The organism is Pseudarthrobacter sp. MDT1-56, from assembly GCF_059383555.1.
In genome coordinates, this window is sequence record NZ_JBWZCK010000010.1 from 47,592 (window position 1) to 72,605 (window position 25,014).

At 66.8% G+C, this 25,014-nt stretch carries 29 protein-coding genes; 8 read left to right on the forward strand and 21 right to left on the reverse strand.

Annotated elements, in window-relative coordinates:
* The first annotated feature begins 4 nt into the window (after nucleotides 1-4).
* The gene (locus tag AC50YC_RS14500) at nucleotides 5-1,204 is read left to right on the forward strand and encodes an NAD(P)/FAD-dependent oxidoreductase (protein WP_494952818.1); all 1,200 of its coding nucleotides are present in this window, start codon (nucleotides 5-7) and stop codon (nucleotides 1,202-1,204) included.
* Between the two features lie 137 nt (nucleotides 1,205-1,341).
* Here the strand turns inward: AC50YC_RS14500 and AC50YC_RS14505 are convergent, their stop codons facing one another.
* Nucleotides 1,342-1,683 carry a YciI family protein gene (locus tag AC50YC_RS14505; protein WP_056627301.1) on the reverse strand — a complete coding sequence of 114 codons (342 nt, stop codon included), beginning with the start codon at nucleotides 1,681-1,683 and terminating at the stop codon, nucleotides 1,342-1,344.
* 119 nt (nucleotides 1,684-1,802) lie between these two features.
* Nucleotides 1,803-2,429 carry a dihydrofolate reductase family protein gene (locus tag AC50YC_RS14510; RefSeq protein WP_494952819.1) on the reverse strand — a complete coding sequence of 209 codons (627 nt, stop codon included), beginning with the start codon at nucleotides 2,427-2,429 and terminating at the stop codon, nucleotides 1,803-1,805.
* Nucleotides 2,430-2,645: 216 nt separating this feature from the next.
* Here AC50YC_RS14510 and AC50YC_RS14515 point away from each other — a divergent pair, with 216 nt between their 5' ends.
* Nucleotides 2,646-3,098 (forward strand): hypothetical protein, encoded by a 453-nt coding sequence (locus AC50YC_RS14515; protein WP_494952820.1) that lies wholly within the window; start codon nucleotides 2,646-2,648, stop codon nucleotides 3,096-3,098.
* An 11-nt stretch (nucleotides 3,099-3,109) separates the two neighbouring features.
* Here the strand turns inward: AC50YC_RS14515 and AC50YC_RS14520 are convergent, their stop codons facing one another.
* The 3 genes from AC50YC_RS14520 to AC50YC_RS14530 all read right to left on the reverse strand — a co-directional run bounded on the left by AC50YC_RS14520 (nucleotide 3,110) and on the right by AC50YC_RS14530 (nucleotide 5,417).
* On the reverse strand, nucleotides 3,110-3,490 hold the full coding sequence (locus AC50YC_RS14520; RefSeq protein WP_494952821.1) for a DUF7793 family protein: 381 nt from the start codon (nucleotides 3,488-3,490) through the stop codon (nucleotides 3,110-3,112).
* Nucleotides 3,491-3,560: 70 nt separating this feature from the next.
* Nucleotides 3,561-4,247 carry an HD domain-containing protein gene (locus AC50YC_RS14525; protein WP_494952822.1) on the reverse strand — a complete coding sequence of 229 codons (687 nt, stop codon included), beginning with the start codon at nucleotides 4,245-4,247 and terminating at the stop codon, nucleotides 3,561-3,563.
* 126 nt (nucleotides 4,248-4,373) lie between these two features.
* Entirely contained in the window at nucleotides 4,374-5,417 is a 1,044-nt protein-coding gene (locus AC50YC_RS14530; protein WP_494952823.1) for an NAD(P)-dependent alcohol dehydrogenase, read from the reverse strand.
* Between the two features lie 190 nt (nucleotides 5,418-5,607).
* On the opposite strand from AC50YC_RS14530, the gene AC50YC_RS14535 reads away from it, so the two are divergent.
* Entirely contained in the window at nucleotides 5,608-6,522 is a 915-nt protein-coding gene (locus AC50YC_RS14535; protein ID WP_494952824.1) for a helix-turn-helix transcriptional regulator, read from the forward strand.
* Between the two features lie 21 nt (nucleotides 6,523-6,543).
* Here the strand turns inward: AC50YC_RS14535 and AC50YC_RS14540 are convergent, their stop codons facing one another.
* The 5 genes from AC50YC_RS14540 to AC50YC_RS14560 are packed head-to-tail and all read right to left on the reverse strand — an operon-like array spanning nucleotide 6,544 to nucleotide 12,299.
* Nucleotides 6,544-7,602, reverse strand: coding sequence for a LacI family DNA-binding transcriptional regulator (locus AC50YC_RS14540; protein WP_494952825.1), 1,059 nt, complete (start codon nucleotides 7,600-7,602; stop codon nucleotides 6,544-6,546).
* 25 nt (nucleotides 7,603-7,627) lie between these two features.
* A complete protein-coding gene (locus tag AC50YC_RS14545; protein WP_494952826.1) occupies nucleotides 7,628-9,103 on the reverse strand; it encodes a glycoside hydrolase family 1 protein in 1,476 nt (491 codons plus the stop codon).
* The gene (locus AC50YC_RS14550) at nucleotides 9,100-10,014 is read right to left on the reverse strand and encodes a carbohydrate ABC transporter permease (protein ID WP_494952827.1); all 915 of its coding nucleotides are present in this window, start codon (nucleotides 10,012-10,014) and stop codon (nucleotides 9,100-9,102) included. Before AC50YC_RS14550 ends, AC50YC_RS14545 begins: the two co-directional genes overlap by 4 nt.
* Entirely contained in the window at nucleotides 10,011-11,003 is a 993-nt protein-coding gene (locus AC50YC_RS14555; protein WP_494952828.1) for a carbohydrate ABC transporter permease, read from the reverse strand. The genes AC50YC_RS14550 and AC50YC_RS14555 overlap by 4 nt, the downstream gene beginning before the upstream one ends.
* A 3-nt stretch (nucleotides 11,004-11,006) precedes the next feature.
* Nucleotides 11,007-12,299 (reverse strand): ABC transporter substrate-binding protein, encoded by a 1,293-nt coding sequence (locus tag AC50YC_RS14560; RefSeq protein WP_494952829.1) that lies wholly within the window; start codon nucleotides 12,297-12,299, stop codon nucleotides 11,007-11,009.
* 256 nt (nucleotides 12,300-12,555) lie between these two features.
* Here AC50YC_RS14560 and AC50YC_RS14565 point away from each other — a divergent pair, with 256 nt between their 5' ends.
* Nucleotides 12,556-14,499, forward strand: coding sequence for a pectate lyase-like domain-containing protein (locus AC50YC_RS14565; RefSeq protein ID WP_494952830.1), 1,944 nt, complete (start codon nucleotides 12,556-12,558; stop codon nucleotides 14,497-14,499).
* Here the strand turns inward: AC50YC_RS14565 and AC50YC_RS14570 are convergent.
* From AC50YC_RS14570 to AC50YC_RS14605, 8 genes are read right to left on the reverse strand one after another with little or no spacing between them, the layout of a single operon-like run.
* On the reverse strand, nucleotides 14,496-15,617 hold the full coding sequence (locus tag AC50YC_RS14570; protein ID WP_494952831.1) for a HoxN/HupN/NixA family nickel/cobalt transporter: 1,122 nt from the start codon (nucleotides 15,615-15,617) through the stop codon (nucleotides 14,496-14,498). The two genes, AC50YC_RS14565 and AC50YC_RS14570, sit on opposite strands and share 4 nt — an antisense overlap.
* Nucleotides 15,617-16,447: an urease accessory protein UreD gene (locus AC50YC_RS14575; protein WP_494953065.1), complete on the reverse strand. Its 831-nt coding sequence runs from the start codon at nucleotides 16,445-16,447 to the stop codon at nucleotides 15,617-15,619. The genes AC50YC_RS14570 and AC50YC_RS14575 overlap by 1 nt, the downstream gene beginning before the upstream one ends.
* Before the next feature lie 38 nt (nucleotides 16,448-16,485).
* Nucleotides 16,486-17,103, reverse strand: coding sequence for an urease accessory protein UreG (ureG, locus tag AC50YC_RS14580; protein WP_494952832.1), 618 nt, complete (start codon nucleotides 17,101-17,103; stop codon nucleotides 16,486-16,488).
* 27 nt (nucleotides 17,104-17,130) lie between these two features.
* On the reverse strand, nucleotides 17,131-17,820 hold the full coding sequence (locus tag AC50YC_RS14585; RefSeq protein ID WP_494952833.1) for an urease accessory protein UreF: 690 nt from the start codon (nucleotides 17,818-17,820) through the stop codon (nucleotides 17,131-17,133).
* Nucleotides 17,801-18,283, reverse strand: coding sequence for an urease accessory protein UreE (gene ureE, locus AC50YC_RS14590; protein WP_494952834.1), 483 nt, complete (start codon nucleotides 18,281-18,283; stop codon nucleotides 17,801-17,803). Before ureE ends, AC50YC_RS14585 begins: the two co-directional genes overlap by 20 nt.
* Before the next feature lie 19 nt (nucleotides 18,284-18,302).
* Nucleotides 18,303-20,072: an urease subunit alpha gene (gene ureC / locus AC50YC_RS14595; protein ID WP_494952835.1), complete on the reverse strand. Its 1,770-nt coding sequence runs from the start codon at nucleotides 20,070-20,072 to the stop codon at nucleotides 18,303-18,305.
* On the reverse strand, nucleotides 20,069-20,398 hold the full coding sequence (locus AC50YC_RS14600; protein WP_494952836.1) for an urease subunit beta: 330 nt from the start codon (nucleotides 20,396-20,398) through the stop codon (nucleotides 20,069-20,071). Before AC50YC_RS14600 ends, ureC begins: the two co-directional genes overlap by 4 nt.
* 9 nt (nucleotides 20,399-20,407) lie before the next feature.
* Nucleotides 20,408-20,710, reverse strand: a complete 303-nt coding sequence (locus AC50YC_RS14605; RefSeq protein ID WP_494952837.1) for an urease subunit gamma — start codon at nucleotides 20,708-20,710, stop codon at nucleotides 20,408-20,410.
* 225 nt (nucleotides 20,711-20,935) lie between these two features.
* Here AC50YC_RS14605 and AC50YC_RS14610 point away from each other — a divergent pair, with 225 nt between their 5' ends.
* On the forward strand, nucleotides 20,936-21,271 hold the full coding sequence (locus tag AC50YC_RS14610) for a hypothetical protein (protein ID WP_494952838.1): 336 nt from the start codon (nucleotides 20,936-20,938) through the stop codon (nucleotides 21,269-21,271).
* A gap of 22 nt (nucleotides 21,272-21,293) precedes the next feature.
* Here AC50YC_RS14610 and AC50YC_RS14615 read toward each other — a convergent pair whose 3' ends face one another.
* Complete coding sequence (locus AC50YC_RS14615; protein WP_494952839.1) at nucleotides 21,294-22,046, reverse strand: LysR family substrate-binding domain-containing protein; 753 nt, start codon at nucleotides 22,044-22,046, stop codon at nucleotides 21,294-21,296.
* Between the two features lie 78 nt (nucleotides 22,047-22,124).
* Between AC50YC_RS14615 and AC50YC_RS14620 the strand changes: the two genes are divergently transcribed.
* Nucleotides 22,125-22,529 carry a DUF5997 family protein gene (locus AC50YC_RS14620; protein ID WP_441404776.1) on the forward strand — a complete coding sequence of 135 codons (405 nt, stop codon included), beginning with the start codon at nucleotides 22,125-22,127 and terminating at the stop codon, nucleotides 22,527-22,529.
* A gap of 53 nt (nucleotides 22,530-22,582) precedes the next feature.
* Here the strand turns inward: AC50YC_RS14620 and AC50YC_RS14625 are convergent, their stop codons facing one another.
* Nucleotides 22,583-22,966, reverse strand: coding sequence for a VOC family protein (locus AC50YC_RS14625; protein ID WP_494952840.1), 384 nt, complete (start codon nucleotides 22,964-22,966; stop codon nucleotides 22,583-22,585).
* Between the two features lie 156 nt (nucleotides 22,967-23,122).
* Here AC50YC_RS14625 and AC50YC_RS14630 point away from each other — a divergent pair, with 156 nt between their 5' ends.
* Nucleotides 23,123-23,755: a hypothetical protein gene (locus AC50YC_RS14630; RefSeq protein WP_494952841.1), complete on the forward strand. Its 633-nt coding sequence runs from the start codon at nucleotides 23,123-23,125 to the stop codon at nucleotides 23,753-23,755.
* A gap of 78 nt (nucleotides 23,756-23,833) precedes the next feature.
* Nucleotides 23,834-24,472, forward strand: coding sequence for an NADPH-dependent F420 reductase (locus AC50YC_RS14635; RefSeq protein ID WP_494952842.1), 639 nt, complete (start codon nucleotides 23,834-23,836; stop codon nucleotides 24,470-24,472).
* A gap of 56 nt (nucleotides 24,473-24,528) precedes the next feature.
* Here the strand turns inward: AC50YC_RS14635 and AC50YC_RS14640 are convergent, their stop codons facing one another.
* Nucleotides 24,529-25,011 carry a pyridoxamine 5'-phosphate oxidase family protein gene (locus AC50YC_RS14640; protein WP_494952843.1) on the reverse strand — a complete coding sequence of 161 codons (483 nt, stop codon included), beginning with the start codon at nucleotides 25,009-25,011 and terminating at the stop codon, nucleotides 24,529-24,531.
* Nucleotides 25,012-25,014: the final 3 nt, after the last annotated feature.

Here is a 25,014-nt window from a genome sequence, read left to right on the forward strand (position 1 = left end):
CGTCATGGCCGGGCAGTACCGCGAAGTCCTCATTATCGGCGGGGGTAACGCCGGAGTTTCCCTCGCGGCGCGCCTCCATCGCTACGGGGTTAAGGATGTAGCCGTGGTGGAGCCCCAGGACCACCACTTCTACCAGCCGCTGTTTTCCCACATCGCCGGCGGGAGGGCTAAGGCCTCGGAAGCCAGCCGGCCCCAGCGCAACGTTATGCCGCGGGGCGTGGAATGGATCCGGGACGGCGCAGTGGACATCGACCCGGCAGGCAACACGGTGACTTTGGCCTCGGGCGGGCAACTGGGGTTTGGCCACTTGGTGGTTTGCCCCGGCCTGCAGCTGGACTGGGACAAGATCCCTGGTCTGGCAGAGGCCGTCCATTCCCCGTCCGGCGCGTCCCACTATGAATTCAGCCTGGCAGCCAAGGCCTGGACGCTGCTCAGCGGCCTCACGGCCGGGACCGCCGTTTTCACCATGCCCTCAGGCCCCATCAAGTGCGGCGGCGCCGCACAGAAGCCGATGTACCTGGCCTGCGATTACTGGCGGGAGCAGGGGGTGCTCCAGGACATTCGGGTAGTCATGGTGCAGCCGTACCCCACCGTGTTCGGAGTGCCCGGAGTGGATGACGAGCTGAACCGCAAGATTGCCGAGTACGGCATTGAACTGCGTCTCAATAGCGAACTGGTTTCGGTGGACGCTGCGGCACAGAACGCGCTGATCCGGGACAATGCAACCGGAGCCACCGAGGAGCTGCACTACGACGTGCTCAATGCCGTCCCGCCGCAGTCGGCCCCGGACTGGCTCAAAGCCACGGAGCTGCCCGCTCCGGGCGACTCCGGCGGATTTGTGGAGGTGGATCCGCAGACCCTCCGGCACGTCCGTTTTCCGGACATCTGGTCTTTGGGGGATGCCGCGGCGACCACCAACTCCAAGTCCGGCGGTGCGTTGCGAAAGCAGACGAAGGTCTTGGCCAAGAACCTGGTAGCGGCCCGGAAGGGCAATCCCCTGACGGAGAAGTACGACGGATATTCGGTGTGCCCCTTCACGGTTTCCCGCGCAACGGTTGTCTTCGCTGAGTTCGATGACCAGTACCGGCCCATGCCCTCTGTCCCGAAGGTGCCAACGTGGAAAGAAAGCCGCGCATCATGGGTTGTGGACCGCGATATCTTCCCCCAGGTGTACTGGAACCTGATCCTAAAAGGCCGCGCTTAGCCTTCAATGGCCACCCGGGTCCGATCGACGAATAGGCCAGCGAGGTGCCGTCGATCGACGGCACCCGCCCTGTGCGCTGCTGCGCTTCTTTCGTTATGGGCGCGCAATGCACGACCCTTTGGTTGAGGTTGCCCTCGTCAGCTGGCCGGGTCGTACTGGAACTGCCGGACCTCTTGCGAGCAGCGGCAGGCGACGGCGATCTTCGCGGCCCACTCGAGTGCAGCCTCCCGCGAGGGCAGCTCGAGAACGGTGTAGCCGCCGTTGGGCACCTTGTGCCCTGGGTACGTGCCCTCGGTGACGGTGCCGTCACCGGCCACGAGCACGGGGTCTACGTCCTCATCGATGCCGCCGCCGAAGACGTACACGCCCGCCGCCTTGGCCTCGTCGATGACGGCATGCGAGGCTTCGACCACAGCCTCGAAGTCCTCCTCGGGGAACACCATGGCCTCACCGGGGAACGAGATCAGGTACTTCGTCATGCGAGGACTCCTCTCCTCCGACGGCGCCAGCCGTCGGCTCTTCTCTGCGGCACCGCTTTGGTGCTCAGCCCTATTATGAGGCGGTGTCGGGCCTCACTAAAAGGCTGCAGGTCTGACTGCTAGGGCAGATCGGAGACGCCCGTGTAGGTCGCGTAGGTGGCGAGTCCAGCTTGTTCGTAGACCTGGAGGGTGAGTCCGCCAGGGGTGGTCTGACTGCTGACCAGGCGCAGTCCCACGGACGGGCCGCCGTCGGGGAAGAGGCGGCGACCGAGACCGACGATGACGGGAGCAATCACGAGTCGGAACTCATCGATCAGCCCTGCGGCTAGCAGGGACTGGACGAGCCGAGCGCTTCCGTGGATCTGGAGTTCCCGTCCGGGTTGCTGTTTGAGCTCCGCGACCTCGGCTGCGACGTCGGCGGAGAGGATCGTGGTCGGATTCCATGTGCCCCTGGTTAAGGTGCGCGAGGCGACGTATTTCGGCAGGTTGTTCATGGACGGGGTGAAGGGATCGTTCGGATCTGTGATCTGCGGCCAGTCCCTCGCGAAGGCGTCGTAGGTGCGCCGGCCGAGCAAGAGCGCGTCGGCCCGGCTGAGCCACTCCGCGGCCTGGCGGATGAATGTTTGGTCCATGTAGGGGACAAGCCATCCACCCCGGGTAAACCCGTCGCTGGTGTCTTCCTCAGGCGATCCCGGGCCCTGCGATACGCCGTCGATGCTCACGAACTCGGTCACTGTCAGCTTCATGGCCTTCTCCCTGCTCGGCATGGTTAGGCTATGCAACGCAGACACCAAGGGCAATGGCTGCGCGTTGGGTTCACGTCTTCCCTCCGAAGGCGGCAGGGCCAGATTAGGCAAGGACCCGGATTTCTTGCCCTCGTAGATATGTTTGGCGGGATCCCCTCCCCCGACCTCGACTGCCGCAGCCACACGCTCACGTCCGGCTCATGGAAGTATTCACTTATGACTAGCGATAATGATGCTGCCAACCTTCCGGCGCCAAAGGACTCCCACGGCACAGACGCCTCGACCGAAGCCAGCCGTGGTTGGGACCACATCGGGGCGATCATTGTCGATGCCACCTTGCAGCGACGGCAGAACTACCACGAGACCGTCAAGCCGCGCGTTGACGCCTTGATTGCGGCATGGCCGGATGCCGCCACGACCAGCGGGTTCCGCCAGCACCTTGAGACGGGGAAGCTCTCGGACGTTATCAGCTGGCCGTCGCCGGGCCGCCTGGCCCAGGTCGAGGACATCACACGCGTGTTCGAGCGCCAGGGCATCGAGACGGTCGTGGAACTCCGAGCCGCGCTCGGTGACCCGGCCAGGAGAACAGCCCTCCGGGAGGACCTTGCGGCCGTGCGGCATGTCAGCGCCAAAACGCTGGATTACATCGACACCCTGAGCGGAGTCTGAGCAGGGAGAACCTAGCCCCGGCCTTTGACGACGTCCGCCAGCCAGGTCATGGCGGCGTTCCTGGAGGTAAAGAACTCGTGCGGGTACAGGGTGTGGCGGCTCATGGCGGCGGCAACCACGCGGTCCACTGCGCTGGATCCGAGGACCGCGATGGCCAGCACACCGGTGGTTTGCGCGAACTCGTACCGGGCGGCGGCGCTGATCTCCACATCGGTCATTTCGGAGAGCATCGGCATCGGGGTGCCTCCGCTGAGTCGAGCCACGGCCAGCATGGCGTCCTTGGCGTCGTCGACGTCAACAAACGAGCCGGGACGCCAGACGGATTCAATGATCCCCGCGCGCACGCTCAGGGAATTCTTCCCTTCGGCGGCGACAGCTTCTACAGGCATCATCGTGCTCATTCTAGGCCTGAGCTGGGACGATACTCTGCAGCATGGCCCCGGTGCGCCCCCGGCTGGCGCCCTATCCCGCGCCGGGCAGCGCCTGCCGCTGCGGCCACAGCGTCACCGATTCCAGCGCGGACAGTGCCCGGGCCATGGCCCGGGCCTCCGCGGTGAACAGATGCCCGTGGACCCGCTGGCTGCACAGCCGCAGCGCCTGCCCGCGGTCCAGGCCGAACCAATCCATCACCGTGTCGATGCCGTGCGGGCTGAGCCGCCAGGTCTTATCCGCGTCCTTGACGATCGCGTCCTCGATCGACATCGCCTCGCGGCGGGAGTCGTGGCCGTCGATGATGTCCAGGATGGCCGGCACCTTCCCGGCGTCGTACCCGGCCTCGGCGAGGATCCCGGCGGCGAGCCGGGCGCCTTCCTTCTCGTGCAGCAGCACCAGGTCCGGCTTGCCGCCGCCGGGCGCAATTGCCTGCAGGACCTCCGCGGGCGGCACCCGGGACCAGCCGATGTCGTGCAGCATGATCGCGGGGAGGACGACGGCGGCGTCCGCCTCGGGGTGCGCCTCGAGAAGCGCCCGGGCCAGCCCGAAGGCGTAGAGCGTGTGGGCGTCGTTGTCGCGAACCAACAGGTACGGCGCCGCAAGGGTCCAGATGGCGGCCAGTTCCGGGTCCAGCGCGAGGACGCCGTCGGGCTCCGCTTCGATCCCCGCGGAGATGTCCAGGCCGGAAAAGTTGGCGTCGGGATGCAGTTTGGTCATCCTGCCAGCGTGCCCGCCGAACCGGCCGCGGGCAAGGACCATCTTCCGCCCAGCAGAACCAGGAGGGGCCCGGCCGGTTGAAACCGGCCGGGCCCCTTGCCTCACTCTTTGCCGCGGCCGCGGAGACTAGCTCAGCGTGGAGGTGTCAATCACGAAACGGTAGCGCACGTCGGAGGCGAGCACGCGCTCGTAGGCGTCGTTGATCTTCTCGGCCGGGATGACCTCGATTTCGGCGCCAAGGTTGTGCTCGGCGCAGAAGTCAAGCATTTCCTGGGTCTCGCGGATGCCGCCGATCATGGATCCGGCGAAGGACCGGCGTCCCATAATCAGGGCGAACGCGTTCACCGGCAGCGGTTCCGCCGGGGCGCCCACGTTCACCAGGGCGCCGTCGAGGGTCAGCAGCTGCAGGTAGGAACTGATGTCGATCTTCGCGCTGACGGTGTTGATGATCAGGTCGAAGGAGCCCGCCAGATCCGTGAAGGTGTTTTCGTCGCTGGTGGCGTAGTAGTGGTCGGCGCCCAGTTTGAGCCCGTCCTCCTGCTTCTTCAGCGACTGTGACAGCACGGTCACCTCGGCGCCCATGGCGTGGGCGAGCTTGACGGCCATGTGTCCGAGTCCGCCGAGCCCCACGACTGCCACCTTCTTGCCGGGTCCCGCCCCCCAGTGGCGCAGCGGCGAGTAGGTGGTGATGCCGGCGCAAAGCAGCGGCGCGGCGACGTCGAGCTCGATGCCCTCCGGGATCTGTACGACGAAGTCCTCGGTCACCACCACATGGGTGGAATAGCCGCCCTGGGTGATCGTTCCGTCGCGGTCGACGGCGCCGTACGTGCCCGTGTTCCCGGCGAGGCAGTACTGTTCCTCGCCCTTTTGGCAGTTGACGCATTCGCGGCAGGAATTCACCATGCAGCCGACGCCGACCCGGTCGCCGACGGCGTGCTTGGTGACGGCCGAACCGACCTCGGTGACGATGCCGGCGATTTCGTGGCCCGGTGCCAGCGGGTACTGCTGGGGGCCCCAGTCGCCGCGGACGGTGTGGATGTCGGAGTGGCAGATGCCGGCGAACTTGATATCGATCAGGACGTCGTGCGGGCCAACGTCCCGGCGTTCAATGGTGGTCGGAACGAGGGATTCCGTCGCGGAAGTGGCGGCGTAAGCGTTAACGGTAAGCATGGATCTCCTGCTTTTGGATGGTTTGGGGGGTGCCCCGGCGTCCGGCACCGGTCAGGTGCGGCCTTTCGGCCCGGACGTCATCGGGGGCACTATCCATCAAACACTACTCAGCTGCCGGAGAGGGAGGCCCTGCTGTAAGGGGTACTGGCAGGGACTCCCTTACGGGGCCGCACCCTCTAACGTTGAAGGTATGGACAACCAGAGCGAGACCCGGGACTTCCTGGCCACCCGGCGGGCGAAAATCACCCCGGAACAGGCGGGTCTGCCCGTCTACGGCGGCAACCGCCGGGTCCCCGGACTGCGCCGCGGCGAGGTTGCCATGCTGGCCGGGGTCAGTGTCGAGTATTACACCCGGCTGGAGCGCGGAAACCTCTCCGGCGTCTCCGAGGGAGTCCTGGAAGCCCTGGCGCGGGCGCTGCAGCTCGACGAGGCGGAGCAGGCCCACCTGTTTGACCTCGCCCGGGCCTCCAGCACCAGCCGCAAGCCGCAGCGACGCCGCCCCGCCACCCAGCCCGTCCGTCCGTCCGTGCAACTCATGCTCGACGCGATGACCAACGCCCCGGCGTTCGTGCGCAACGGACGCCTGGATATCCTTGCCGCCAACCAGCTCGGCTACGCGCTGTATTCCGAGATGTACGCCAGCCCTGTCCGGCCGGCCAACCACGCCCGGTTCATCTTCCTGGACAGCCGGGCCTACGGGTTTTACCCGGACTGGGAGCGTGCCGCGAATGACACGGTGGCGATCCTGCGGACCGAGGCCGGCCGTGACCCCTACGACCGGGGCCTGACCGACCTCGTCGGGGAACTCTCCACACGCAGTGAGGAGTTCCGCACCCGGTGGGCTGCCCACAACGTGCGTCAGCACTACACCGGGCTCAAGCACTTCCGGCACCCCGTGGTCGGGGACCTCCACCTCATGTACGAGGGCCTGGATCTCGCGGCCGACGCCGGGCTGTCGCTGCTTGTCTACACCGCCGAGCCCGGTTCTCCCACCGGGGACGCGCTGCGGCTGCTGGCCAGCTGGGCCGCGACCCGTCAGGCGGAGACGCAGCAGGCGCAGTCACCAGCTGCTACCCGATCAGGGCCGGCACCGCTCCAGCCGTAATGACGCCCACGGCTTTCGGGCCTACCCGCCCTTCGGCCCGCTGCTGGCCCGCACAACCAGTCGCGCCGGGTAGATCACCGGATCGCGGTCTGCACCCGAATTTTCGATGTCAGCGAGGAGGAGACGGCCCGCCTCAGTGGCCATTTCCACCATGGGCTGGTTGATCGTGGTCAGGGGCAGCTCGCCCGGAGCCGACACGTGGTCGTCAAAACCGACGACGGCGACGTCCCCGGGGACCGTCCGCCCCGAGGCCCGGATGGCCGTGATCGCGCCGCGGGCCATGAGGTCGGAGGCGGCAAAGATGCCGTCCAGGCCTCCGTCCTGGGCCAGCAGCTGCTCCGTGGCCTGGGCGCCTCCGGCGGCGGTGAAGTCTCCGTGGGCGACCGGGCCCGGCGGGAGTCCGGCTTCCCGGAGGCCCGCATGCCAGCCGGCGAGCCGATCCGCCGAGGCCGTCATGTCCAGCGGGCCGGTGACGGTTCCGAGCCGGGTGCGCCCGGCTGCCGCAAGGTGGAGCGCCGCCAGCCGGGCGCCCTGAAAGCTGTCCACGTCAACGTAGTGGATGCCGAGATCCGCGTCCCAGGGCCGGCCAATGAATACGGTGGGCAGCCCGGACGCGGCGAGCTCCTCGGTCCAGCCATCCGCTTTGTGATGCGAGACCACAATGGCTCCGTCGACGTGGCCGCCGCGCAGGTAGCGGACCGTCCGGGAGGGGTCGCCGCCGGCACGGGACATCAGCAGGACCAACTGCATTTCCGTCTCGCGCAGCGCCTCCGTCACCCCGGTGATCACGGCGGCGAAGAACGGGTCCATCATGACGCGGGCATCGGGTTCGTTGATGACCAGGGCGATCGATGAGGTCCGCCGGGTGACGAGGCTCCGTGCCGCCGGGTTCGGGGTATAGCCAAGGGCAACGACGGCGGCGTCCACGGCTGCCCGGGCTTCCGGGCTGACCCGGGAGCCGCCGTTGATGGCCCGCGAGGCGGTCGAGCGGGACACTCCCGCCGCCTTCGCGAGGTCTTCAAGGGTGGGGCTTGGCCTCGCCGGTTCGGGCCGGACACCCCGGTGGATCTGTTCGCTCATCACTTTGAGAATACGACATCCCCGGTCATCCCATGTGCGAGACCATCTGGTGGGCCGGTACAGCGTTCGACGCGGCCACCTTCGCGTACCAGAGGCCGCTGGCTTTGGGTATCCGCTCCAGGGTCTCGTAGTCCACCCGGACCAGACCGAAGCGCTGGTGGTACCCGTAGGCCCATTCGAAGTTGTCCAGCAGCGACCACGCGAGGTAGCCGCGGACGTCCGCGCCGGCGTCGATCGCCTCCCGCACCGCCCGCAGGTGTGCGTCAAAATAGGCCAGCCGGTCCTGGTCGTCGACGAAGCCTTGGGCGTCGGGAACGTCCGGGTAGGCGGCACCGTTTTCGGTCATGTAGATCGGGATACCGGCCGGTCCCGTGTACTCGCGCTGGAGCCGCGTCAGCAGCCTGAACAGGCCTTCGGGCTGGACCTCCCAGCCCATGCCCGTCACCGGCAGCCCGCGCGGCACCGAGTGCACGCCGTCAGCGGAGACGAACGGTGATGCCGCAGGCCGGCCGACGGACTCCGGCGCGGCCTGCGCCGTCGTCGTCACGGTTTCCGGGCGGTCCGGATGGTCGGCAGGAGACGCGGCCTTGGTGAGGGCCTCGCCCTGGTAGTAATTGACGCCCAGCAAGTCCACGGCCGCCGAGATGACGGCCAGGTCACCGTCCTGCACGACGGTGTCGAACCCGAGTCCGGCAACGTCCTCGAGCACGTCCGCGGGGTACTCGCCGCGGAAGAGCGGATCCAGGAAGATCCGGTTGTGCAGCCCGTCGATGCGGCGGGCCGCGTCCCGGTCGTCCGCGGAGCCGGGGTCGGCCGGATCAGCAACGGTGAGATTCAGGGTGATGCCGAGGCTCACGTCCGGGTCACGCCGGCGCAGTTCGGCAACGGCGAGCCCGTGCCCGAGCAGCAGATGGTGGGCTGCCGCGAGGGCGGTCGCCGGTTCCTGCCGGCCCGGGGCGTGGACGCCGGCGGCGTAGCCAAGGAACGCCGAACACCACGGTTCGTTGAGGGTAGTCCAGATCCGCACCCGGTCACCGATCGCCTCGTGCAGCACGGCGGCGTAGGCGGCGAAAAGCCGGGCGGTCTCCCGGTTGGCCCAGCCGCCCTCGTCCTCCAGGGCCTGCGGCAGGTCCCAGTGGTAGAGCGTCAGCCAGGGGGTGATGCCTGCGGCGAGCAGTTCATCCACCAGACGGGAGTAGAACGCGATCCCCTCAGGATTCGGTGTCCTGCCGTCCGGCATGCAGCGGGCCCAGGACACCGAAAACCGGTACGCCTTCAGGTGCAGCGACTTCATCAACGCCACATCCTGGGCAGTGCGATGGTAGTGGTCGCAGGCGACGTCGCCATTGTGGCCATCGGCGACCGCGCCGGGAACCCGGCAGAACGTGTCCCAGATTGAGTCCTTTCTGCCGCCGAGGTGGGCCGCCCCTTCGATCTGGTAGGCAGCTGTGGCCGCCCCCCACAGAAAGCCTTCGGGGAATGGTAGTGGGGTGGTGTTCATCCTTTTACTGCTCCTTGCATGATTCCGGAAACGAGCTGGCGGCCTGCAGCGACAAACAACAGCAGCAGCGGCACGGTGGCCAGGACCGCACCTGCCAGCACCACCGAGTAGTCCACAAAGTGTGCGGCCTGCAGCAGCTGCAGCGCCACCGGCAACGTGGGGTTGGAGGGGTCCAGGACGATGAATGGCCAGAAGAAGTTCGTCCAGGTGGCTACAAAAGTGAACAGGGCCAGCATGGCAGCAGCCGGCCGGGCAGCCGGAAATCCGATGTACCAGAAGGCCTGGATCATCGAGGCGCCGTCCATCCGCACCGCCTCGATGAGCTCATCCGGAAGGGCGTCCCGGAGATACTGGGTCATCCAGAACACCCCGAAGGCCGTCACAACACCGGGGATGATGACAGCCCACAGCGAGCCGGTCCAGCCCAGCTTGGACATCACGATAAACAGCGGGACCACACCCAGCTGCGTCGGGACGGCCATGGTGGCGACGACGAAGACCAGCAGCCCCTTGCTCCCCCGGAACCGAAGCTTGGCGAAGGCAAAGCCGGCGAGGGTGGAGAACACCACAACGGAGGCCGCAGTCACGCTGGAGACGATGAGACTGTTGCCCATGGCCTTCCAGAACGGGATGCTGTCGAAGACCTTCTCCGCGTTGGCGAGGAAATTTCCGCCGGGCAGCAGCGGGATGCCGCGGCTCGGGACCGTGTTGTCGTGGCTGCCTACAAGGAAGGACCAGTACAGGGGAAAGAGGGACGCGAGCAGGACGGCTCCGAGGAAACCGTACGTCAGGAAGCCGGGCCGGCGGACGCTGGAGGTTCCCGTTCTGCGCCCGCTGCCGGGCCCCCGCCGTGCGGCGGCCCGGGCGGCGCCCTTGCCTGCGCTCTGTTCGATCATGGGGATGGAGCTCATTTGCGGCCTCCCTGGCTTGCTATGCGCTTGGTGATGATGAAGTTGAGCAGGGCTATCAGCACGATCATCACGAAGAGCAGCCACGCCACGGCGGAGGCCCTGCCGAAGTTCCGCTGGCCCCAGCCAAGTTCCCAGATGTACATGGTCAGCGTCTGCCACTGCCTGTCCGCCCCGCCCAGCCCGGACTGGTCGAACACCCGCGCCTCATCGAAGATCTGCAGTCCGCCGATGGTGGAGGTGATCACCACAAAGATCACGGTGGGCCGCAGCATCGGAACGGTGACAGAGAAAAACTGCCGCAGCCGGCCGGCACCGTCGATCGTCGCAGCTTCGAACACGTCCCTCGGGATCGCCTGCATGGCCGCGAGGAAGATGAGGGCGTTGTAGCCGGTCCAGCGGAAGTTCACCATGGTGGCGATCGCCGTATGGCTGGCCAGCGACTCGGAATGCCAGCGGACCGGATCCAGGCCGAGAGCCTTCAGAATCTCGTTGATCAGACCGAACTGGTCCGCGAAGAGGTTGTTGAAGATCAGGCCCACCGCCACCGGCGCGACGACGAACGGCACCAGGACCCCCATCCGCCAGAACGTCCGGGCCCTCAGGTTCGCATCCAGCACCGCCGCTATCAGCAGGGCAATGACAACCTGGGGAACGGAGGACAGCATGAAGATGCTGAGGGTGTTGCCGACGGCGTTCCAGAAGTAGGGCTGCGCCAGGACGAACGCATAGTTCTCCAGGCCCGTGAACTTCCCCTGCCCGCCGATGAGGTTCCAGTTGTGCAGCGAAACCCAGCCCGTGTACAGCAGCGGGAAAAGACCCGTGACGGCAAACAGGAGGAAGAACGGGGAAATGTAGAGGTACGGGGAAAGTTTCACATCCCACTTGGAGACCTGCTGGGAGAACGCCAGACGTCGGACGCTCTTGCCGCCGCCCGGCGGCGGCGGCTCATCACCGACGCTTTGGGGCTTGACCTGGTCCGTGATCGTCATGGCTTACAGGGACTTCACGGCGGTGACGAACTTCTCCCAGGAGGAGGCGGCGTCGTCCGTCTTGTCGACGTCCACGCGTGTGAGTGCCTGCTGCATGGCGTCGTTGATGGCGAAGAACTTGGTGCCCTTGAACGGGGTTACGTCAACGGCCTTGGCCCGCTCGGCGAAGATCTGACCGGTGGGGGCACCGTTGAAGAAGGCGTTCGTCTCGCCGAGCAGTTCGTTGCTTTCCAGCGCCTGCTTCTGGCTCGGGAAGGTGCCCTTCGCCGTGAAGGCCTTGATCTGCTGCTCGGGGGCGGTCAGCCAGCCGGCCAGTTTCTTGGCCTCGGCCTGGTGTTCGCTCTGGGTGGGGACCGTCAGGTAGGAGCCGCCCCAGTTACCGCCGCCTCCGGGGAAGACGTTGGCGACGTCCCAGCCGGTCACCCCGGCAGCGTTGCCTTCAATAACACCGAGCATCCAGCCCGGGCACAGGGTTGTTGCGAACGCGTTCGTCTGGAACCCGGCGGCCCAGTCGTCGCTCCACTGCTTGAGGTGGGCCGAAAGTCCATCATCCGTGGAGGCTGTCAGCACCTGGTTGTAGATGTCCTTCACCTTCTGGTTTTCCGTCGCGATGACGGTGCCGTCTTCCTCCTCATAGGCCTTCTCGAGCTGGTTGCTCATTCCCTGGTAGATGGCCCCCGCGGAGTCGAACCACGCCGCGCCCGGGTTGGCGGCCTTGAACTTCTTGCCGGCCTCAAAGTAGCTGTCCCAGGTCCCGCCCAGCATCTTCGCGACTTCTTCGCGCTCGGTGGGCATGCCCGCCTTTTTGAGCAGCTCGGCGTTGTAGCAGACCGCCTCGGGTCCGGAGTCCGTTCCGTAGCCCAGAAGCTTCCCATCGGCAGTCTTCGCGGCGTCGGCCTTCCAGTCCAGCCAGCGTCCTTCGACAGCCGGGTCGCTCAGGTCGGTGAAGCGGTCGGGGTACTGCAGCAGCTCGGGCAACCAGTCCACCTCAACGCCTTCGATATCGGACAGGCCGGATCCGGCTGCCAGCCGGGTAGTGAGGTTATCGCGGGCTTCGTTGCTTGTGGCGGCCTTCTTGTGCTCGATCGTGACGTTGGGGTTCAACGTTTCGTATTCTTCAAAAAGCTTTTCGTAGCCGAACTCGTTAAAGGTGCCAACGGTCAGTGTCACCGGCTTTGAGCCGGTGACCTCCCCGGCGCCGGCTTTCTCGGGAGCGGAGGATCCGCAGGCCGTCAGCGACAGGGCCAGGCAGGCGGCCGCAGCCGACAGCACAGAGAATTTGCTGGGGTTTTTCACAGGGGAGACTCCTTCGTCAAAGTTCCATCCGTTTCACAGCGCCGGAGAAAAGGTGCCGGTGCCGGATGGGGGCAGGCCCACCATCGGCGAGCTGGGCGGTCCGTGTGGGAGCGCTCTCACGGACATGGTGTCCTACCTCACATCGCATTGTCAAGAGCGGGTACTCCCCAGGGGATCGAACCCTTGCCCACCGCCGGGGGCGGTGCTACGCTCCAGTGCGGGAGCGCTCCCACACCCCCAGAGAACAGGACCAGCAATGCCGCTAGCCCAATTTCCCGCTCGACCGGCGGCAGCCCTGGCTGAGATTCAGCAGCCACGGCGCCTCCGGGTCCGCTCCATCGCCGGCACCGCCGCCCTCCTCATCGGCCTGATCGGCAGCGGCGGTGGAGTGGCGGCCGCCTCGGTGGCGGCCACGCCACAGGCGCCCGCCCCGGCACCAACCCAAGCCGCCGCCCCGGCCGTCCCGCAGGCAGAAGACCCCGGCTTCGGTCCCAACGTCCGCATCTTCGACCCCAGCATGCCGGTGGCTGAGATTCAGGCCACTGTCGATTCCATTGCGGCCGAACAGGTCGACGACGAAATGGGAGCCAACCGGTACTCCCTGCTGTTCAAGCCCGGCACCTACGGCAGCGCCGAGGAGCCCCTCATCGTCCAGGTTGGATACTCGACCGAGGTCGCGGGCCTGGGCGCCTCACCCACGGATGTCACCATCAACGGGCACGTTGACGTCTACAACCGGTGCCTGACCGCGGACAACTGCATCGCACTGAACAACTTCTGGCGCTCGTTGTCCAACCTCACCATCAACGTCACCGGTCTCGACGGCTGCCGCGGCTCGGCCAACTTCTGGGCTGCCTCGCAGGCCTCCCCCATGCGGCGGGTCAACGTCACCGGCGGCAACCTCTCCCTGATGGACTACTGCACCGCCGGGCCGCAGTTCGCCAGCGGCGGCTTCATTTCCGATTCGAAGACCGGCCCCGTCATCAACGGCTCACAGCAGCAGTACTTCGTGCGCGACAGCAGCATCGGCGACTGGTCCAACGGGGTCTGGAACCAGGTCTTTTCCGGTGTGGAGGGTGCCCCGGCGCAGTCGTTCCCGAATCCGCCGTACACCAACCTGGCGAGCACCCCGGTCAGCCGGGAGAAGCCGTACCTCACCTTTGACGCCGCAGGCAAGTACGGCGTCTTCGTTCCCGCGGTCCGCACGGACTCCGCCGGGACCACATGGGAAAACGGTCCGACGGCCGGCCGCAGCATCCCGCTGTCCGACTTCTACGTGGCCAGCCCCGGCGATTCGGTGAAGACCATCAACTCCCAATTGGCCCGCGGCAAGAACCTGCTGCTGACTCCAGGGGTCTACGACATCGACCAGAGCATCGAGGTCAAGCGTGCCAACACCGTCGTCCTCGGGCTCGGGATGGCAACCCTCACCGCGGTCAACGGCGCCGTACCGCTGACCGTCGCGGATGTCCCCGGCGTCGACATCGCCGCCGTCACGGTGGATGCCGGCGACGTGAACTCGCCCGCGCTGATGCGCATCGGCAAGGCCAAGAATCCAGCGGCCGGCGGATCCCCGACCTCACTGAATCGCAGCGATCCGGCCAATCCCACCACGCTCCACGACGTGTTCTTCCGTATCGGCGGCCCGCACGTGGGCAAGGCCTCGCTCAGCCTGGAAGTCAACAGCGACAACGTGCTCCTGGACCACATCTGGGCCTGGCGGGCAGACCATGGAAACGGCGTCGGCTGGACCACCAACACAGGGGACAACGGCGTCATCATCAACGGCGACCATGTCACGGCCACCGGCTTGTTCGTGGAGCACTACCAGCAGTACAACGTCATTTGGAACGGCGAGCACGGCAAGACGGTGTTCTTCCAGAACGAACTGCCCTACGACGCTCCCAACCAGGCCGCCTGGCAGCATGACGGAGTCCTTGGCTGGGCGGGCTACAAGATCGCCGATTCGGTCAAGACCCACGAACTCTGGGGCGGGGGAAGCTACGTCTACAACAACGTCGACCCCACAATTCACGCCACCCGGGGCTTCGAAGTACCGGTCACGCCCGGAGTTAAGCTCCACGGCCTGCTGACGGTCAACCTCGGCGCCGGGACCCTGGACCATGTCATCAACGACACCGGCGCGCCGGTGTCGACGGACGCCGTCGGGGTTCCCAGCTACGTCGCCAGCTTCGGCTAAGACGCCGCCTGCGGGCGGGACGCCACGTCCCGCCCGCCGGCCAGGCAAACCCGGGACGCCGGCCGGCTAGTTGGCCGGCGTGCCGCGGCCAGGCGCCCGCGCACGGAGGCTACTCCCCAGATGGTCAACAGGCAGGCCACCAGCAGCAGCCCGGCCTCGCCCAGGTCGATCTGTCCGAGCCAGGTGGTCACGGGATCCTCGAGGCCGAATGCGGAGTTGAAGAACCCGCCCAGGGTGATGAATGAAATGGCCAGGGCCGACACAGCGGAGATGCCGGTAATCAGCGCATTGAAGCCCAACTTCCGCTGCGGATTGTAGATGGCGGAGCTGTACATGCGCATCATGGCTACCCCGTTGGCGGTGTCGCACAGCGTCATCGCCGCCGTGAATGCCAGCGGAAGCGCCAGGAGGGCCAGCGGGGAGACCCCGGCCAGGGAGGCGGCCGCCGCCATCACCAGCAGGCCGATCGTGGTGGCTGTGTCGAAACCCAGCCCGAAAAGGAAGCCAATGACGTAGATGTTCCGCGGCCGCTGCACGCGGGACAGGGGCTTCGCCAGCAGCCGGGCCACGAATCCCTTGGCCTCAAGATCCTCCGCCCGCACTGCGCTACCGCCCTGCACCCTCCGGTAGGCCTGCGTGGCCCGGATGAAGGCGGATCCGTTGAACAGCCCGATGGCCAGCAGGAAGATCCCCGAGACGCCGCTGCCGATCAGCCCCAGCACAAGGTTTCCGGTGGTGCCGTCCTCCATAAACTGGCCCACCATCGCGGCGCCGCCCACCACGAGGATCCCGGACAGGATCACCACCGAACTGTGGCCGAGACTGAAGGCGAAACCGACGCTCACGGGGTCTTGGTGCTGGGCCACGAACTTGCGCGTCGAATTGTCAATGGCGGCGAGGTGGTCCCAGTCGTAGCTGTGTTTGATGCCCGCCAGATAGGCAGTCAGCACCAGGCCCAGCGCCAGCGGTTCACCGGCCGTCACCAGAGCGGCCAGGAGAAGCACGACGGCGGCCGCGTGCAGGGCGACTACGGCGCCGAAGGTGACAAGCAGCCGGGTCCGCAACGGGAGCTGCTCGCGCCGGCGGTACAGGGCGGCGAATCCGGTCAATGTGGTCATCAGTATTTCCTGAGGTCCAGCGGCGCCGTGCCGTGCCATCGCTGCCGGAGCAGGGCGCTGCAGGCGCCCAGCAGCCGGTTGAGTTCTTCGGTGCTGTTCGAGAGGGACCGGAGCACCAGGCCGCTGATGCCATCAGCCGTGGCAGTCAGGGAGACGCCGGTATAGGCATCATGCCCCCCGGCCAGCACGTGGAGTTCGTCCGCGAGGGCCTGGTCGACCCGCCGGTCGACCACGATCAGGGATCCCACATGGCTGAATCCCTCCAAGAATCCCAGCCCTGTCACATCATGCGTCGGCGGCCGGATCAGCAGGTTGTCGAGGGCCAGCAGAGCGCTCCTCCCTGAGGATTCGACCAGAATTTCGGTCCGGAGCCGCAATTCCTCGTAACGGAACGAGGCACCGTCCGGCGACCAGCCGGGGGTGATGACCTCGGACATGACCAGGCTCGACGTCGGGTGCAGGGTGATGTGCGTGTTCTGCCGGTAGCTGGCCTCCCGGTAGGCGATCAGCTGGTCCGGGGCGAATTCCAGTTGCGATCCTTCCCCCAGGCGCAGCCGCGTCCGTTGCTCCGCGAAGGAACCCGGCGTCCGGTAGATCTTGGTGGCGGACTGGGTAGTGAGCAGCAGCCTCGCCCCGTCCTCCACCTCCACATCAATGACATAGAGGTCTGCCCCCAAATATGCCCCGCCAGGATTGACCACCACATAACAAACCTGTCCGGAGTCATCCAGGTAATGCGGCCGCAATATTCTCAAGGCGCCCTGATGAAACTGATGCGAGGCCACCGACCGTCCAGCGCGCACGCCGATGCGCAACGCAAGCTCCCCCATCGGTGCGACAACAGCAGTAGGGGAATCCGCCGTCGTGCTCATGACGCCAGGTCGAGCATCAGGACATCGCGCCGCACCCATTCGATGACGCGGTCCAGTCCTTCGTCGGTCTTGAGGTTGGTGAAGCAGAACGGCTTCACGCCCCGGAATTCGCGCGAGTCCCGTTCCATCACGGTCAGGTCCGCGCCGACGTGGGGTGCGAGGTCGGTCTTGTTGATGATGAAGAGGTCAGACTTGATCATGCCCTGGCCGGCTTTGCGCGGGATCTTCTCGCCTTGAGCCACGTCGATGATGTAGATGGAGAAGTCCACCAGTTCGGGGCTGAATGTCGCGGAGAGATTGTCCCCGCCGGATTCCACAAAAATCACCTGCAGGTCCGGGTGCCGCCTCTTGAGTTCCTCGATCGCGGCCGTGTTCATGGAGGTGTCCTCGCGGATGGCTGTGTGCGGGCACCCGCCGGTTTCCACACCGATGATCCGGTCGATCGGGAGAATGCCGTTGGCCGCAAGGATCTTAGCGTCCTCGATCGTGTAGATGTCGTTCGTGATCGCGGCCATGGAGATGTCCCGGCTCATGTGGCGGGTGAGGCGCTCAACGAGCTGGGTCTTGCCGGCGCCCACCGGGCCGCCGATGCCGATTTTGATGGGCTCAGACATATTCTTCTCCAGACATATTTCTTGTGGCTAGCTCATGAACATGCGGGCACGCTGGCGCTCGTGCCGCATCTGCGAAATTTCCAGGCCGGGGCTGACCGCGCCGAAGTCGGACCGGTCCGGGCTGCCGGCGCGCCCGACCGCGGCCGCGACGTCGCCGGCTGCCGTCCGCAGCAGCCGCTGGCCGGCGTTCTGCCCCAGCGGGATGGCCCGGACGGCGTTCTGCGTCAGCGATGTGACCGCGGCGAATAGGTAGGCGGCGAGGGCCTCGGGCAGCGGTACACCGAGCGAACGCGCGACGACGGCGAACGCCAGGGGCTGGTGGCCGGCGGCGCGGCCGGAACCCACCAGCTCCCGGTACTCCGCCAGACCCGGTGACGGAAAGATCTCCGCGCCGATTTCGAGGAGCCGGGTGCCCATCTTGACGCTGGCCTCGCGCAGCTGCCGGGGCAGCAGCTGGGCCGTCAGCAGCGAATCCAGCTCGGAGATCGGGTCGCCCTCATAGAGGAAACGGATGGCCAGGGCGTCCGAGTAGCTCAGCTGCTGCCCCACAAAGGCGGACAGCCACACGCCGAAGGACTGCTCATCGTGCACCAGCCCGCGGTCGATGTAGCTCTCAAACCCCAGCGAGTGAGCGAACGCCCCGGTGGGCAGGGCCGAATCACACAGCTGCTGCAGGGCCAGCTGGTAGGACGCCGGGCTAGTGGGAGTGCTCGGCATGGCGGAAGGGGACGGGCATCACGTGCTCCTGGCGGTCATAGGGCGCTCCGACGTGTTTGAGGTAGTCCTCCACCGTGTGGTCGTACTGGCAGACCATGACCTCGGCCCGGTACTCCGAGGAGGCGTCGAAGAACTGGGCCTGCAGGTGCCGGTTGCCGAGCGAGTGCGCCACCACCCCCATCTCATGGATGGAGCGCGGCGCGATGACGAGGACATCGGTGGGCAGCACCGACACCACGATCATGTTGGCTTCCGCGACTTGCAGGATGTCGCCGTCACGCAGGTCCCCGGCACCGGAGGGGAGGCGGATGCCAAGTTCCTTGCCGTGGTCGGTAGTGACACGCTGGACACGTTTGACCAGCTGGGCGCTGGGGAGCACCACCTTTTCCCGGTGCAGCCCGGCATACGGGTCCGGACCCGGAGGGAGGTCGTGCGTGTTGCCTAGGACCTTTTCGATGATCATGCCTGTCTCCTCTGGACGCCTAGAAAAGGAAGTAGCGCTGCGCCATGGGCAGCACGTCGGACGGCTCACAGGTGACGTCCTCGCCGTCGACCGTCACCCTGTACGTTTCCGGGTCCACCTCGATCTCCGGGGTGGCGCCGTTGTACTTGAGGTCCGCTTTCGTGAGGTTGCGGATGCCGGACACGGGCCGGATGACCTTCTCCAGGCCCAGCTCCGCCGGAACCCCGGCGTCGATGGCGGCCAGGGAGAGGAAGGTAATGGAGGACTGCTGCAGGGCCTTGCCGTAGGCGGCGAACATGGGCCGCATGGTCCGCGGCTGCGGGGTGGGGATGGAGGCGTTGGCGTCCCCCATGAGTGCATAGGCGATCTGCCCGCCCTTGAGCACCAGTTCCGGCTTGACCCCGAAGAAGGCCGGGTCCCAGAGCACTAGGTCCGCGAACTTCCCGGCCTCCACCGAGCCGATGGAGTCCGCCATGCCCTGCGCGATGGCCGGGTTGATGGTGTATTTCGCCACGTAGCGTTTCAGGCGGAAGTTATCGCTCTCCGCGCCCAGGCCGGAGGCGGCGCCGTGCACTCCACCGTCCGGGTCCTTGAGCACCCCGCGCTGCTTCTTCATCTTGTCCGCCACCTGCCAGGTGCGGATCACCACCTCGCCCACCCGGCCCATGGCCTGGGAGTCCGAGGACGTGATCGCGAAAATCCCCAGGTCCTGGAGCACGTCCTCCGCGGCGATGGTCTCGGCGCGGATGCGGGAGTCCGCAAACGCCACGTCCTCCGGAATATCCGGGTTCAGGTGGTGGCAGACCATGAGCATGTCCAGGTGCTCTTCGATCGTGTTGCGTGTGTACGGCAAGGTGGGGTTGGTGGAGGCCGGCAGGACGTTGGGCAGCCCGGCAATCTTGATGATGTCCGGGGCGTGCCCGCCGCCGGCGCCCTCGGTGTGGAAGGTGTGGATCACGCGCCCGTCGATGGCCCGGATGGTGTCCTCCACAAAGCCGCACTCGTTCAGGGTGTCGGTGTGGATGGCCACCTGGACGTCGTAGGCGTCCGCGACCTTGAGCGAGGTGTCGATCGAGGACGTCGTGGAGCCCCAGTCCTCATGGACTTTCAGCCCGATCGCGCCGGCGCGGATCTGCTCGGCCAGGGGCTCGACGGCGGACGCGTGCCCCTTGCCGAACAGGCCGATGTTGATTGGCAGCCCTTCGGCCGCCTGCAGCATCCGCTGGATGTGCCATTTACCGGGGGTGACGGTGGTGGCCTTGGTGCCCTCGGCGGGGCCGGTGCCGCCCCCGATCATGGTGGTCACGCCACTGCACAGGGCGGCGGGGACCTGGTCCGGGGAGATGAAATGGATGTGCGAGTCCACGCCGCCGGCGGTCAGGATTTTCCGCTCACCGGCAATGATTTCGGTACTGGCACCGATCACGATGTCCACACCGTCGGTGATCTGCGGGTTGCCGGCCTTGCCGATCCGGAAGATGTGGCCGTCCCGGAGCGCGACGTCGGCCTTGTAGATCCCGGTGTAGTCCAGGATGACCACGTTGGTGATGACGGTGTCCGGAATTTCGCCGCCGAGACCAGTAGGGTCGCCCCCGTCCCTGGTCAGCTGGCCGTTCTGGCCCATGCCGTCGCGGATCACCTTGCCGCCGCCGAAGACCACTTCCTCGCCGTACACGGTGAGGTCTTTCTCGATCTCGAGGAAAAGGTCGGTGTCGGCGAGGCGGATGGAGTCGCCGGTCGTGGGTCCGTACAGGTCCGCGTACTGCCTGCGGGATATTTCGAAGCTCATTTGCGTGCTCCTTCAATCGGGGCAAGCGCGCCGTTGACCGCGTTGCTGAGACCGTAGACCTCGCGCCGGCCGGCGAGTTCGATCAGCCGGACGGTCTTGCTGTCCCCCGGCTCGAAGCGGGCCGCCGTGCCCGCCGGGATGTCCAGGCGCCGGCCGTAGGCGGCCCGCCGGTTGAACGTCAGGGCGGCGTTCGCTTCGGCAAAGTGGAAGTGCGAGCCCACCTGTACGGGACGGTCGCCGGTGTTGGTCACCACGACGTCGGTCGCCTCCCGGCCGGCGTTGACCAGCACGGGCTCAGGGCCGAGAACGTATTCTCCGGGAATCATCGTGCTCCCCTAACGGATCGGGTCGTGGACGGTGACGAGCTTGGTGCCGTCCGGGAACGTGGCTTCGATCTGGACGTCGTGGATCATCTCGGGCACGCCCTCCATGACGTCCTCCCGGCGGAGCACGGTGGTGCCGTAGCTCATCAGCTCCGCCACGCTCCTGCCGTCCCGGGCGCCCTCGATCAGCTCGTAGCTGATGATGGCCACCGCCTCCGGGAAGTTCAGCTTCAGCCCCCGTGACTGGCGGCGGCGGGCGAGGTCGGCCGCGACCACGATCATGAGCTTTTCCTGCTCACGGGGCAGAAGATGCATGACGGAATCCCTTCAACACCGGCGGTCACGGGCCTGGCGGCGCCGCGGTGTTGCCAGAGTAGACGGCGAACGTTTCCTGCAGGTTTCCGGCGAAACAAACTGCGGCGCGCCGGACGCGGACGGCGCCGGCGGCGTCCCGGGCTCAGCGGGTCACACGGCCGAAAAGGGCATGCACTGACGGCCCGCAACCAGCTTCCGCTCAGGAGCGGTTGTTAGGGTGGATGAATGAAACTCCGCCTCGCCGCCCTGTCCGCTGCCACCCTCATGATTGCCCTGACGGGCTGCGGGCAGGTGGAGGACGCTGCGAACAAAGCCGTCAGCGACGGCGCCTCCCAGGTTGCCACGGCGGCCGGCAGTGAAGTGAAGAAGCAGGCCTGCACACTCGTCGAGGACGGGCTGGTCAGTGTCCAGGACAAGGAACTGCTGGGCGGCCTGGTCGCCGGTGCAGAGACCGCAGGTGTTCCCGCCGAGATCACCACCCCGCTGCGCCAGATCGCCGACTCCGGCGACCAGGTTCCGGGCGACTCCGTCAAGGCCCTGCAGGACGCCTGCGCCAAGTAGCCGTTCCGGGTCGGGCAGCGTCCTAGCGCTTGCCCTTTTTCCGTGATCCCTTGCCGCGGCCTTTGTCCGGGTTGGGCGCGTAGCGCTGCGCCACCTTGGGCTTCTTGACCGCGGGACCGCGCCGGTCCGGCTTCGGCTCTTTCTTGGGCTTTTCCTGCTGGGCGGAGGGCTGGCGGGAGCTCGCGGCGGTCCGGCCGCGGACTATCCCGATGAACTCCTCGATCACCTCGTCCGTGCTGTCGCTGGGCCATGCCACGGCGATCTCGGTCGTCGGCGCGCCGGTGAGCTGGCGCGCCACGGTGCCTTTGACGTTGAAATGGCGTGCCACGGACATCGGCAGGATCACCAGGCCGGCTCCGGAGGCCACCACCTGCAGGGCCATCTCCGGTCCGCCGAGTTCGGCGACGTCCAGGAACGTCTCCGCGGACAGGTCGGCGAAGGCCACCTCCTCGAACACCGAGATCTCGTGCCCCTTGGGTGCCACCACCACGGGTTGTTCCTCGTACAGGGGGATGACGCTCAGGCCTTCGCGGTCCACCGGCAGCCTGACGAAGCTCAGGTCCGCGGACCCGTCCCGCAGCACGGTGAGCTGGGCGCCCTCGTCGGACATAAAGGAGTGCAGCGGAACATCGGGCATCCGCTCTTCCCAGCGCCGGGTCCACTTGCCGGGCGTCACGCCGGCGACGTAGGCGAACCGCAACTCCCGTGCTGCTGCTACGGCCGGGACGGCGGCGGTTTCGTCGGGGGTCTGGGGTGTTTCTTCTGCTGCGGACACATGTTCACAGTACCGCCCGGGCTGGCGCCGGGCTCAGCGCCGGTGACCAGTCAGCCTCTGGCCGGATACCCTTGAAGCATGACCTCTGCAAACTCCCAGTCCATGAAGCCGGCCACCGTTGCCAAGAAGCTTGGTATCTACCTGCCCGCAACACCCCAGGAGTTCCAGGATTCGGTCATCACCCGCGCCGATTTCGCCGAGCTCCAGGCAAACCCGCCGGAGTGGCTCGCCGAGCTGCGCCGCAACGGCCCGCACCCCCGCCCGGTGGTCGCGCAAAAGCTCAATGTCTCCATCAGCGGCCTGGCCCGCGGCGGCGTTGAGGAAGCGCTGACGACGGCGGAAATCACCGCGCTGCTGCAAGCTCCCCCGGCGTGGCTGGTCGCCGAACGTTCCACCCACGCCGCCGTCCGCGCCGAGGCCCAGCGGGTCAAGGACGAGGCTGCGAAGAAGGACGCCAAGAAGGCTCGCGCCGCGGCCGAGTAGCAGCGGCTTCCGCCCAGGGCACGCCCGGGGTCCCGGCGAGGGCCGGTCCTGCCTCAGTCCTGGTGGAGCTGGACGAAGTTCCCGCACCCGTCGTCGAACACCGCCGTGGTGCCGCCCGGACCGTCGGAGGGCTCGGCCTGGAATATCACGCCCTTGGCCGAGAGCCGCTTGTACTCCGCCCGGACGTCGGTCACACCCAGGACAATCGCGGGCATCCCGGCGTCGTGGAGTGCATTCATGTAGGTGGACCCGATCGGGTTGTCGCTGGGTTCCAGCAGGAGCCCGACTGATCCGCCGCCGGACCCTGCCGGGTCCTTCACGATGTACAGGTTATGCTCCGGCATGGCCAGGAGGCTCTCGAAACCCAGGATTCCAGTGTAGAACTCGTAAGCCGCAGCGGGGTCCTTGACGTGGATGCTGCACATTTTCAGTCGCATGGGCCTTAGGCTACGCCGGGACGGACCCGGTGTGAACCGGACGCACCGCGCCGGGCTCCCGCACAGTGCTCGGACCATTGACGGCCCGCCTTCAATGGATTCCAATGGAATCAGCGGAACCGCGCCCGCCCGGGCCGGATCCCTGGAGGTGTTGTAATGCCGTCCCTGTTCGAACCCGCCCCCTTTGCGCTGTGGCAATTGTTTGCCTTGGCGGTCGTCGTCGTGTGCGCGTCGGGAGCCTCCGTTTATCTCATCCGCAAGCATGTGGCCGCCGACGGCGACGGCCTGCCGGACGCCGTGTTCTGGGACCTCTTCGCCGGCCTGGCCATTGTGGCGCCGGCCGTGATCCTCCCCGCCCTCGCCGCACCGTGGGCCGGCCTGCTGCTGGGTGTCCTCGCCGTTGCCGCCGCAACTGCCTCCTACTTCTGGACTCCCCGGGTCCTCAGCCGGCGCGAGGACCGGCGGGTTTCCCGGCACATCGCGGCCAGCAATGAGGCGGCCGCGCCCCGGCACCGCAGCGCCGTGGCCCGATGGCAGCGCTACGAACTAGATCCCGCGCACAGCATCGACTATCCCGCCATGAGTGATCCGCGGCAGCCGGAGACGGCGGCCCTGATCCGGGCGATGAAGGCCGCGGAGCGGCTCCGCGGCGGGACGGACGCCGGTTATGCCCCGGCGGTTGCGCGGCTGGAGGAGGCCCTCGCCGACGCCGAACGGGCCGCCGGGGTCGGGCAAGACACCCCGACCCGACCCGCCGGACATCCCACCGCGGATCCGGCGCGCGGCTGAGCGCACGAACCGCAACAGCTGAACCCCCTGCCGCACTCCACGTCCCGCAATCCTCGGTCATCCCCGGAAGGAAGCACCATGGCAGACATCACCATCATCGGCAGCGGCAACATGGCACGGGCGATCGGGACGCGCGCCGTGGCCGCGGGACGTTCGCTCCAGATCCTCAGCCGGTCCCCGGAACACGCGGCCAAACTCGCGGCCGAGCTGGGTGGTGACGCCGCATCCGGAGGACTGGGCGATATCCCGGAGGGTGACATCGTGGTGCTGGCCCTCTACTTCGGACCGGCCAAGGAAGTGGCGACGCACTACGGCGACACCCTGAGCGGCAAGACCGTGGTGGAGATCAGCAACCCGGACAATGCGGACACCTTCGATTCCCTCACCGTGGAACCTGGGTCCTCGGCCGCCGAGGAAATCGCCGCCCTGCTGCCCGGGGCAGAAGTCGTCAAGGCCTTCAACACGACGTTCGCCGGCCCGCTGACGGACGGATCAAAGGGCGGGATGCCACTGGATGTCTTCATCGCCTCGGACTCCGAGGAGGCGGCCAACAAGGTCGCATCGTTCGCGGCGGCCGCAGGACTGCGGCCCCTGCGGGTGGGCGGGCTACGGCATGCCCGGGAGCTGGAAGGATTCCAGCTCCTCGTGATGGCACTGCAGGCCAACCCCGCCTACGAGGCGTTCAACTGGGCCAGCGGGCTCAAGATCATCGACTAGTCCGACGCCGGTACCCCCGCGGCGGGTGCCTAGACCCGCCGCGGTGCAGGACGGGCCTAGAGTTCGACCGTGCCGCTTTCCCCCACGCTCATCCGGCTGTGCGTGACCTTGGACTTGACCCACTGCAGCACCGTCGCGGCGGTTCCGCCGGGGCTGGTCCAGTACTCGGCGGAGTCGGAATCGACGTGCAGCATGACCACCTCCGGGGTGTCCGGGCCGTCCGGGAACCAGGCCTCGACCATCTGGTTCCAGAGCTCGTGGATCTTCTGGCGGTCGGTAACGACTTCCGCCGTCCCGGCGACCGACACCCATTCCGTGCCTTTGCCGAAGGAGACGTTGACGCGCGCGTGCGCCCGGACATGGGCCACCTGGGAGGTGGTGGCGGAGGTGAAGAACCACATATCGCCGTCGTCCTTCACGTCTTGGACGGCCAGCGGCCGGCTGACGAGGGCGCCTTCTTCGTTGACGGTGGTGAACATCCCGATCCGTGAATCGTTGATGATGTCCGTAACTTTGCTGATGTTTTCTGCGTCCGACATGCT

Bases quoted from the DNA above. Each gene is read 5' to 3' on its own strand.
- AC50YC_RS14525 (WP_494952822.1), bottom strand. From the start codon at position 4,247: ATGACCAAACTGCATCCCGACGCCAACTTTTCCGGCCTGGACATCTCC.
- ureG (WP_494952832.1), bottom strand. From the start codon at position 17,103: ATGTCTGAGCCCATCAAAATCGGCATCGGCGGCCCGGTGGGCGCCGGC.
- AC50YC_RS14625 (WP_494952840.1), bottom strand. From the start codon at position 22,966: ATGCGACTGAAAATGTGCAGCATCCACGTCAAGGACCCCGCTGCGGCT.
- AC50YC_RS14610 (WP_494952838.1), top strand. From the start codon at position 20,936: ATGAAACTCCGCCTCGCCGCCCTGTCCGCTGCCACCCTCATGATTGCC.
- ureC (WP_494952835.1), bottom strand. From the start codon at position 20,072: ATGAGCTTCGAAATATCCCGCAGGCAGTACGCGGACCTGTACGGACCC.
- AC50YC_RS14505 (WP_056627301.1), bottom strand. From the start codon at position 1,683: ATGACGAAGTACCTGATCTCGTTCCCCGGTGAGGCCATGGTGTTCCCC.
- AC50YC_RS14640 (WP_494952843.1), bottom strand. From the start codon at position 25,011: ATGTCGGACGCAGAAAACATCAGCAAAGTTACGGACATCATCAACGAT.
- AC50YC_RS14520 (WP_494952821.1), bottom strand. From the start codon at position 3,490: ATGATGCCTGTAGAAGCTGTCGCCGCCGAAGGGAAGAATTCCCTGAGC.
- AC50YC_RS14635 (WP_494952842.1), top strand. From the start codon at position 23,834: ATGGCAGACATCACCATCATCGGCAGCGGCAACATGGCACGGGCGATC.
- AC50YC_RS14630 (WP_494952841.1), top strand. From the start codon at position 23,123: ATGCCGTCCCTGTTCGAACCCGCCCCCTTTGCGCTGTGGCAATTGTTT.
- AC50YC_RS14545 (WP_494952826.1), bottom strand. From the start codon at position 9,103: ATGAACACCACCCCACTACCATTCCCCGAAGGCTTTCTGTGGGGGGCG.
- ureE (WP_494952834.1), bottom strand. From the start codon at position 18,283: ATGATCATCGAAAAGGTCCTAGGCAACACGCACGACCTCCCTCCGGGT.
- AC50YC_RS14600 (WP_494952836.1), bottom strand. From the start codon at position 20,398: ATGATTCCCGGAGAATACGTTCTCGGCCCTGAGCCCGTGCTGGTCAAC.
- AC50YC_RS14605 (WP_494952837.1), bottom strand. From the start codon at position 20,710: ATGCATCTTCTGCCCCGTGAGCAGGAAAAGCTCATGATCGTGGTCGCG.
- AC50YC_RS14565 (WP_494952830.1), top strand. From the start codon at position 12,556: ATGCCGCTAGCCCAATTTCCCGCTCGACCGGCGGCAGCCCTGGCTGAG.
- AC50YC_RS14575 (WP_494953065.1), bottom strand. From the start codon at position 16,447: ATGGGGGAGCTTGCGTTGCGCATCGGCGTGCGCGCTGGACGGTCGGTG.
- AC50YC_RS14555 (WP_494952828.1), bottom strand. From the start codon at position 11,003: ATGACGATCACGGACCAGGTCAAGCCCCAAAGCGTCGGTGATGAGCCG.
- AC50YC_RS14570 (WP_494952831.1), bottom strand. From the start codon at position 15,617: ATGACCACATTGACCGGATTCGCCGCCCTGTACCGCCGGCGCGAGCAG.
- AC50YC_RS14620 (WP_441404776.1), top strand. From the start codon at position 22,125: ATGACCTCTGCAAACTCCCAGTCCATGAAGCCGGCCACCGTTGCCAAG.
- AC50YC_RS14510 (WP_494952819.1), bottom strand. From the start codon at position 2,429: ATGAAGCTGACAGTGACCGAGTTCGTGAGCATCGACGGCGTATCGCAG.
- AC50YC_RS14530 (WP_494952823.1), bottom strand. From the start codon at position 5,417: ATGCTTACCGTTAACGCTTACGCCGCCACTTCCGCGACGGAATCCCTC.
- AC50YC_RS14500 (WP_494952818.1), top strand. From the start codon at position 5: ATGGCCGGGCAGTACCGCGAAGTCCTCATTATCGGCGGGGGTAACGCC.
- AC50YC_RS14515 (WP_494952820.1), top strand. From the start codon at position 2,646: ATGACTAGCGATAATGATGCTGCCAACCTTCCGGCGCCAAAGGACTCC.
- AC50YC_RS14540 (WP_494952825.1), bottom strand. From the start codon at position 7,602: ATGAGCGAACAGATCCACCGGGGTGTCCGGCCCGAACCGGCGAGGCCA.
- AC50YC_RS14585 (WP_494952833.1), bottom strand. From the start codon at position 17,820: ATGCCGAGCACTCCCACTAGCCCGGCGTCCTACCAGCTGGCCCTGCAG.
- AC50YC_RS14550 (WP_494952827.1), bottom strand. From the start codon at position 10,014: ATGAGCTCCATCCCCATGATCGAACAGAGCGCAGGCAAGGGCGCCGCC.
- AC50YC_RS14535 (WP_494952824.1), top strand. From the start codon at position 5,608: ATGGACAACCAGAGCGAGACCCGGGACTTCCTGGCCACCCGGCGGGCG.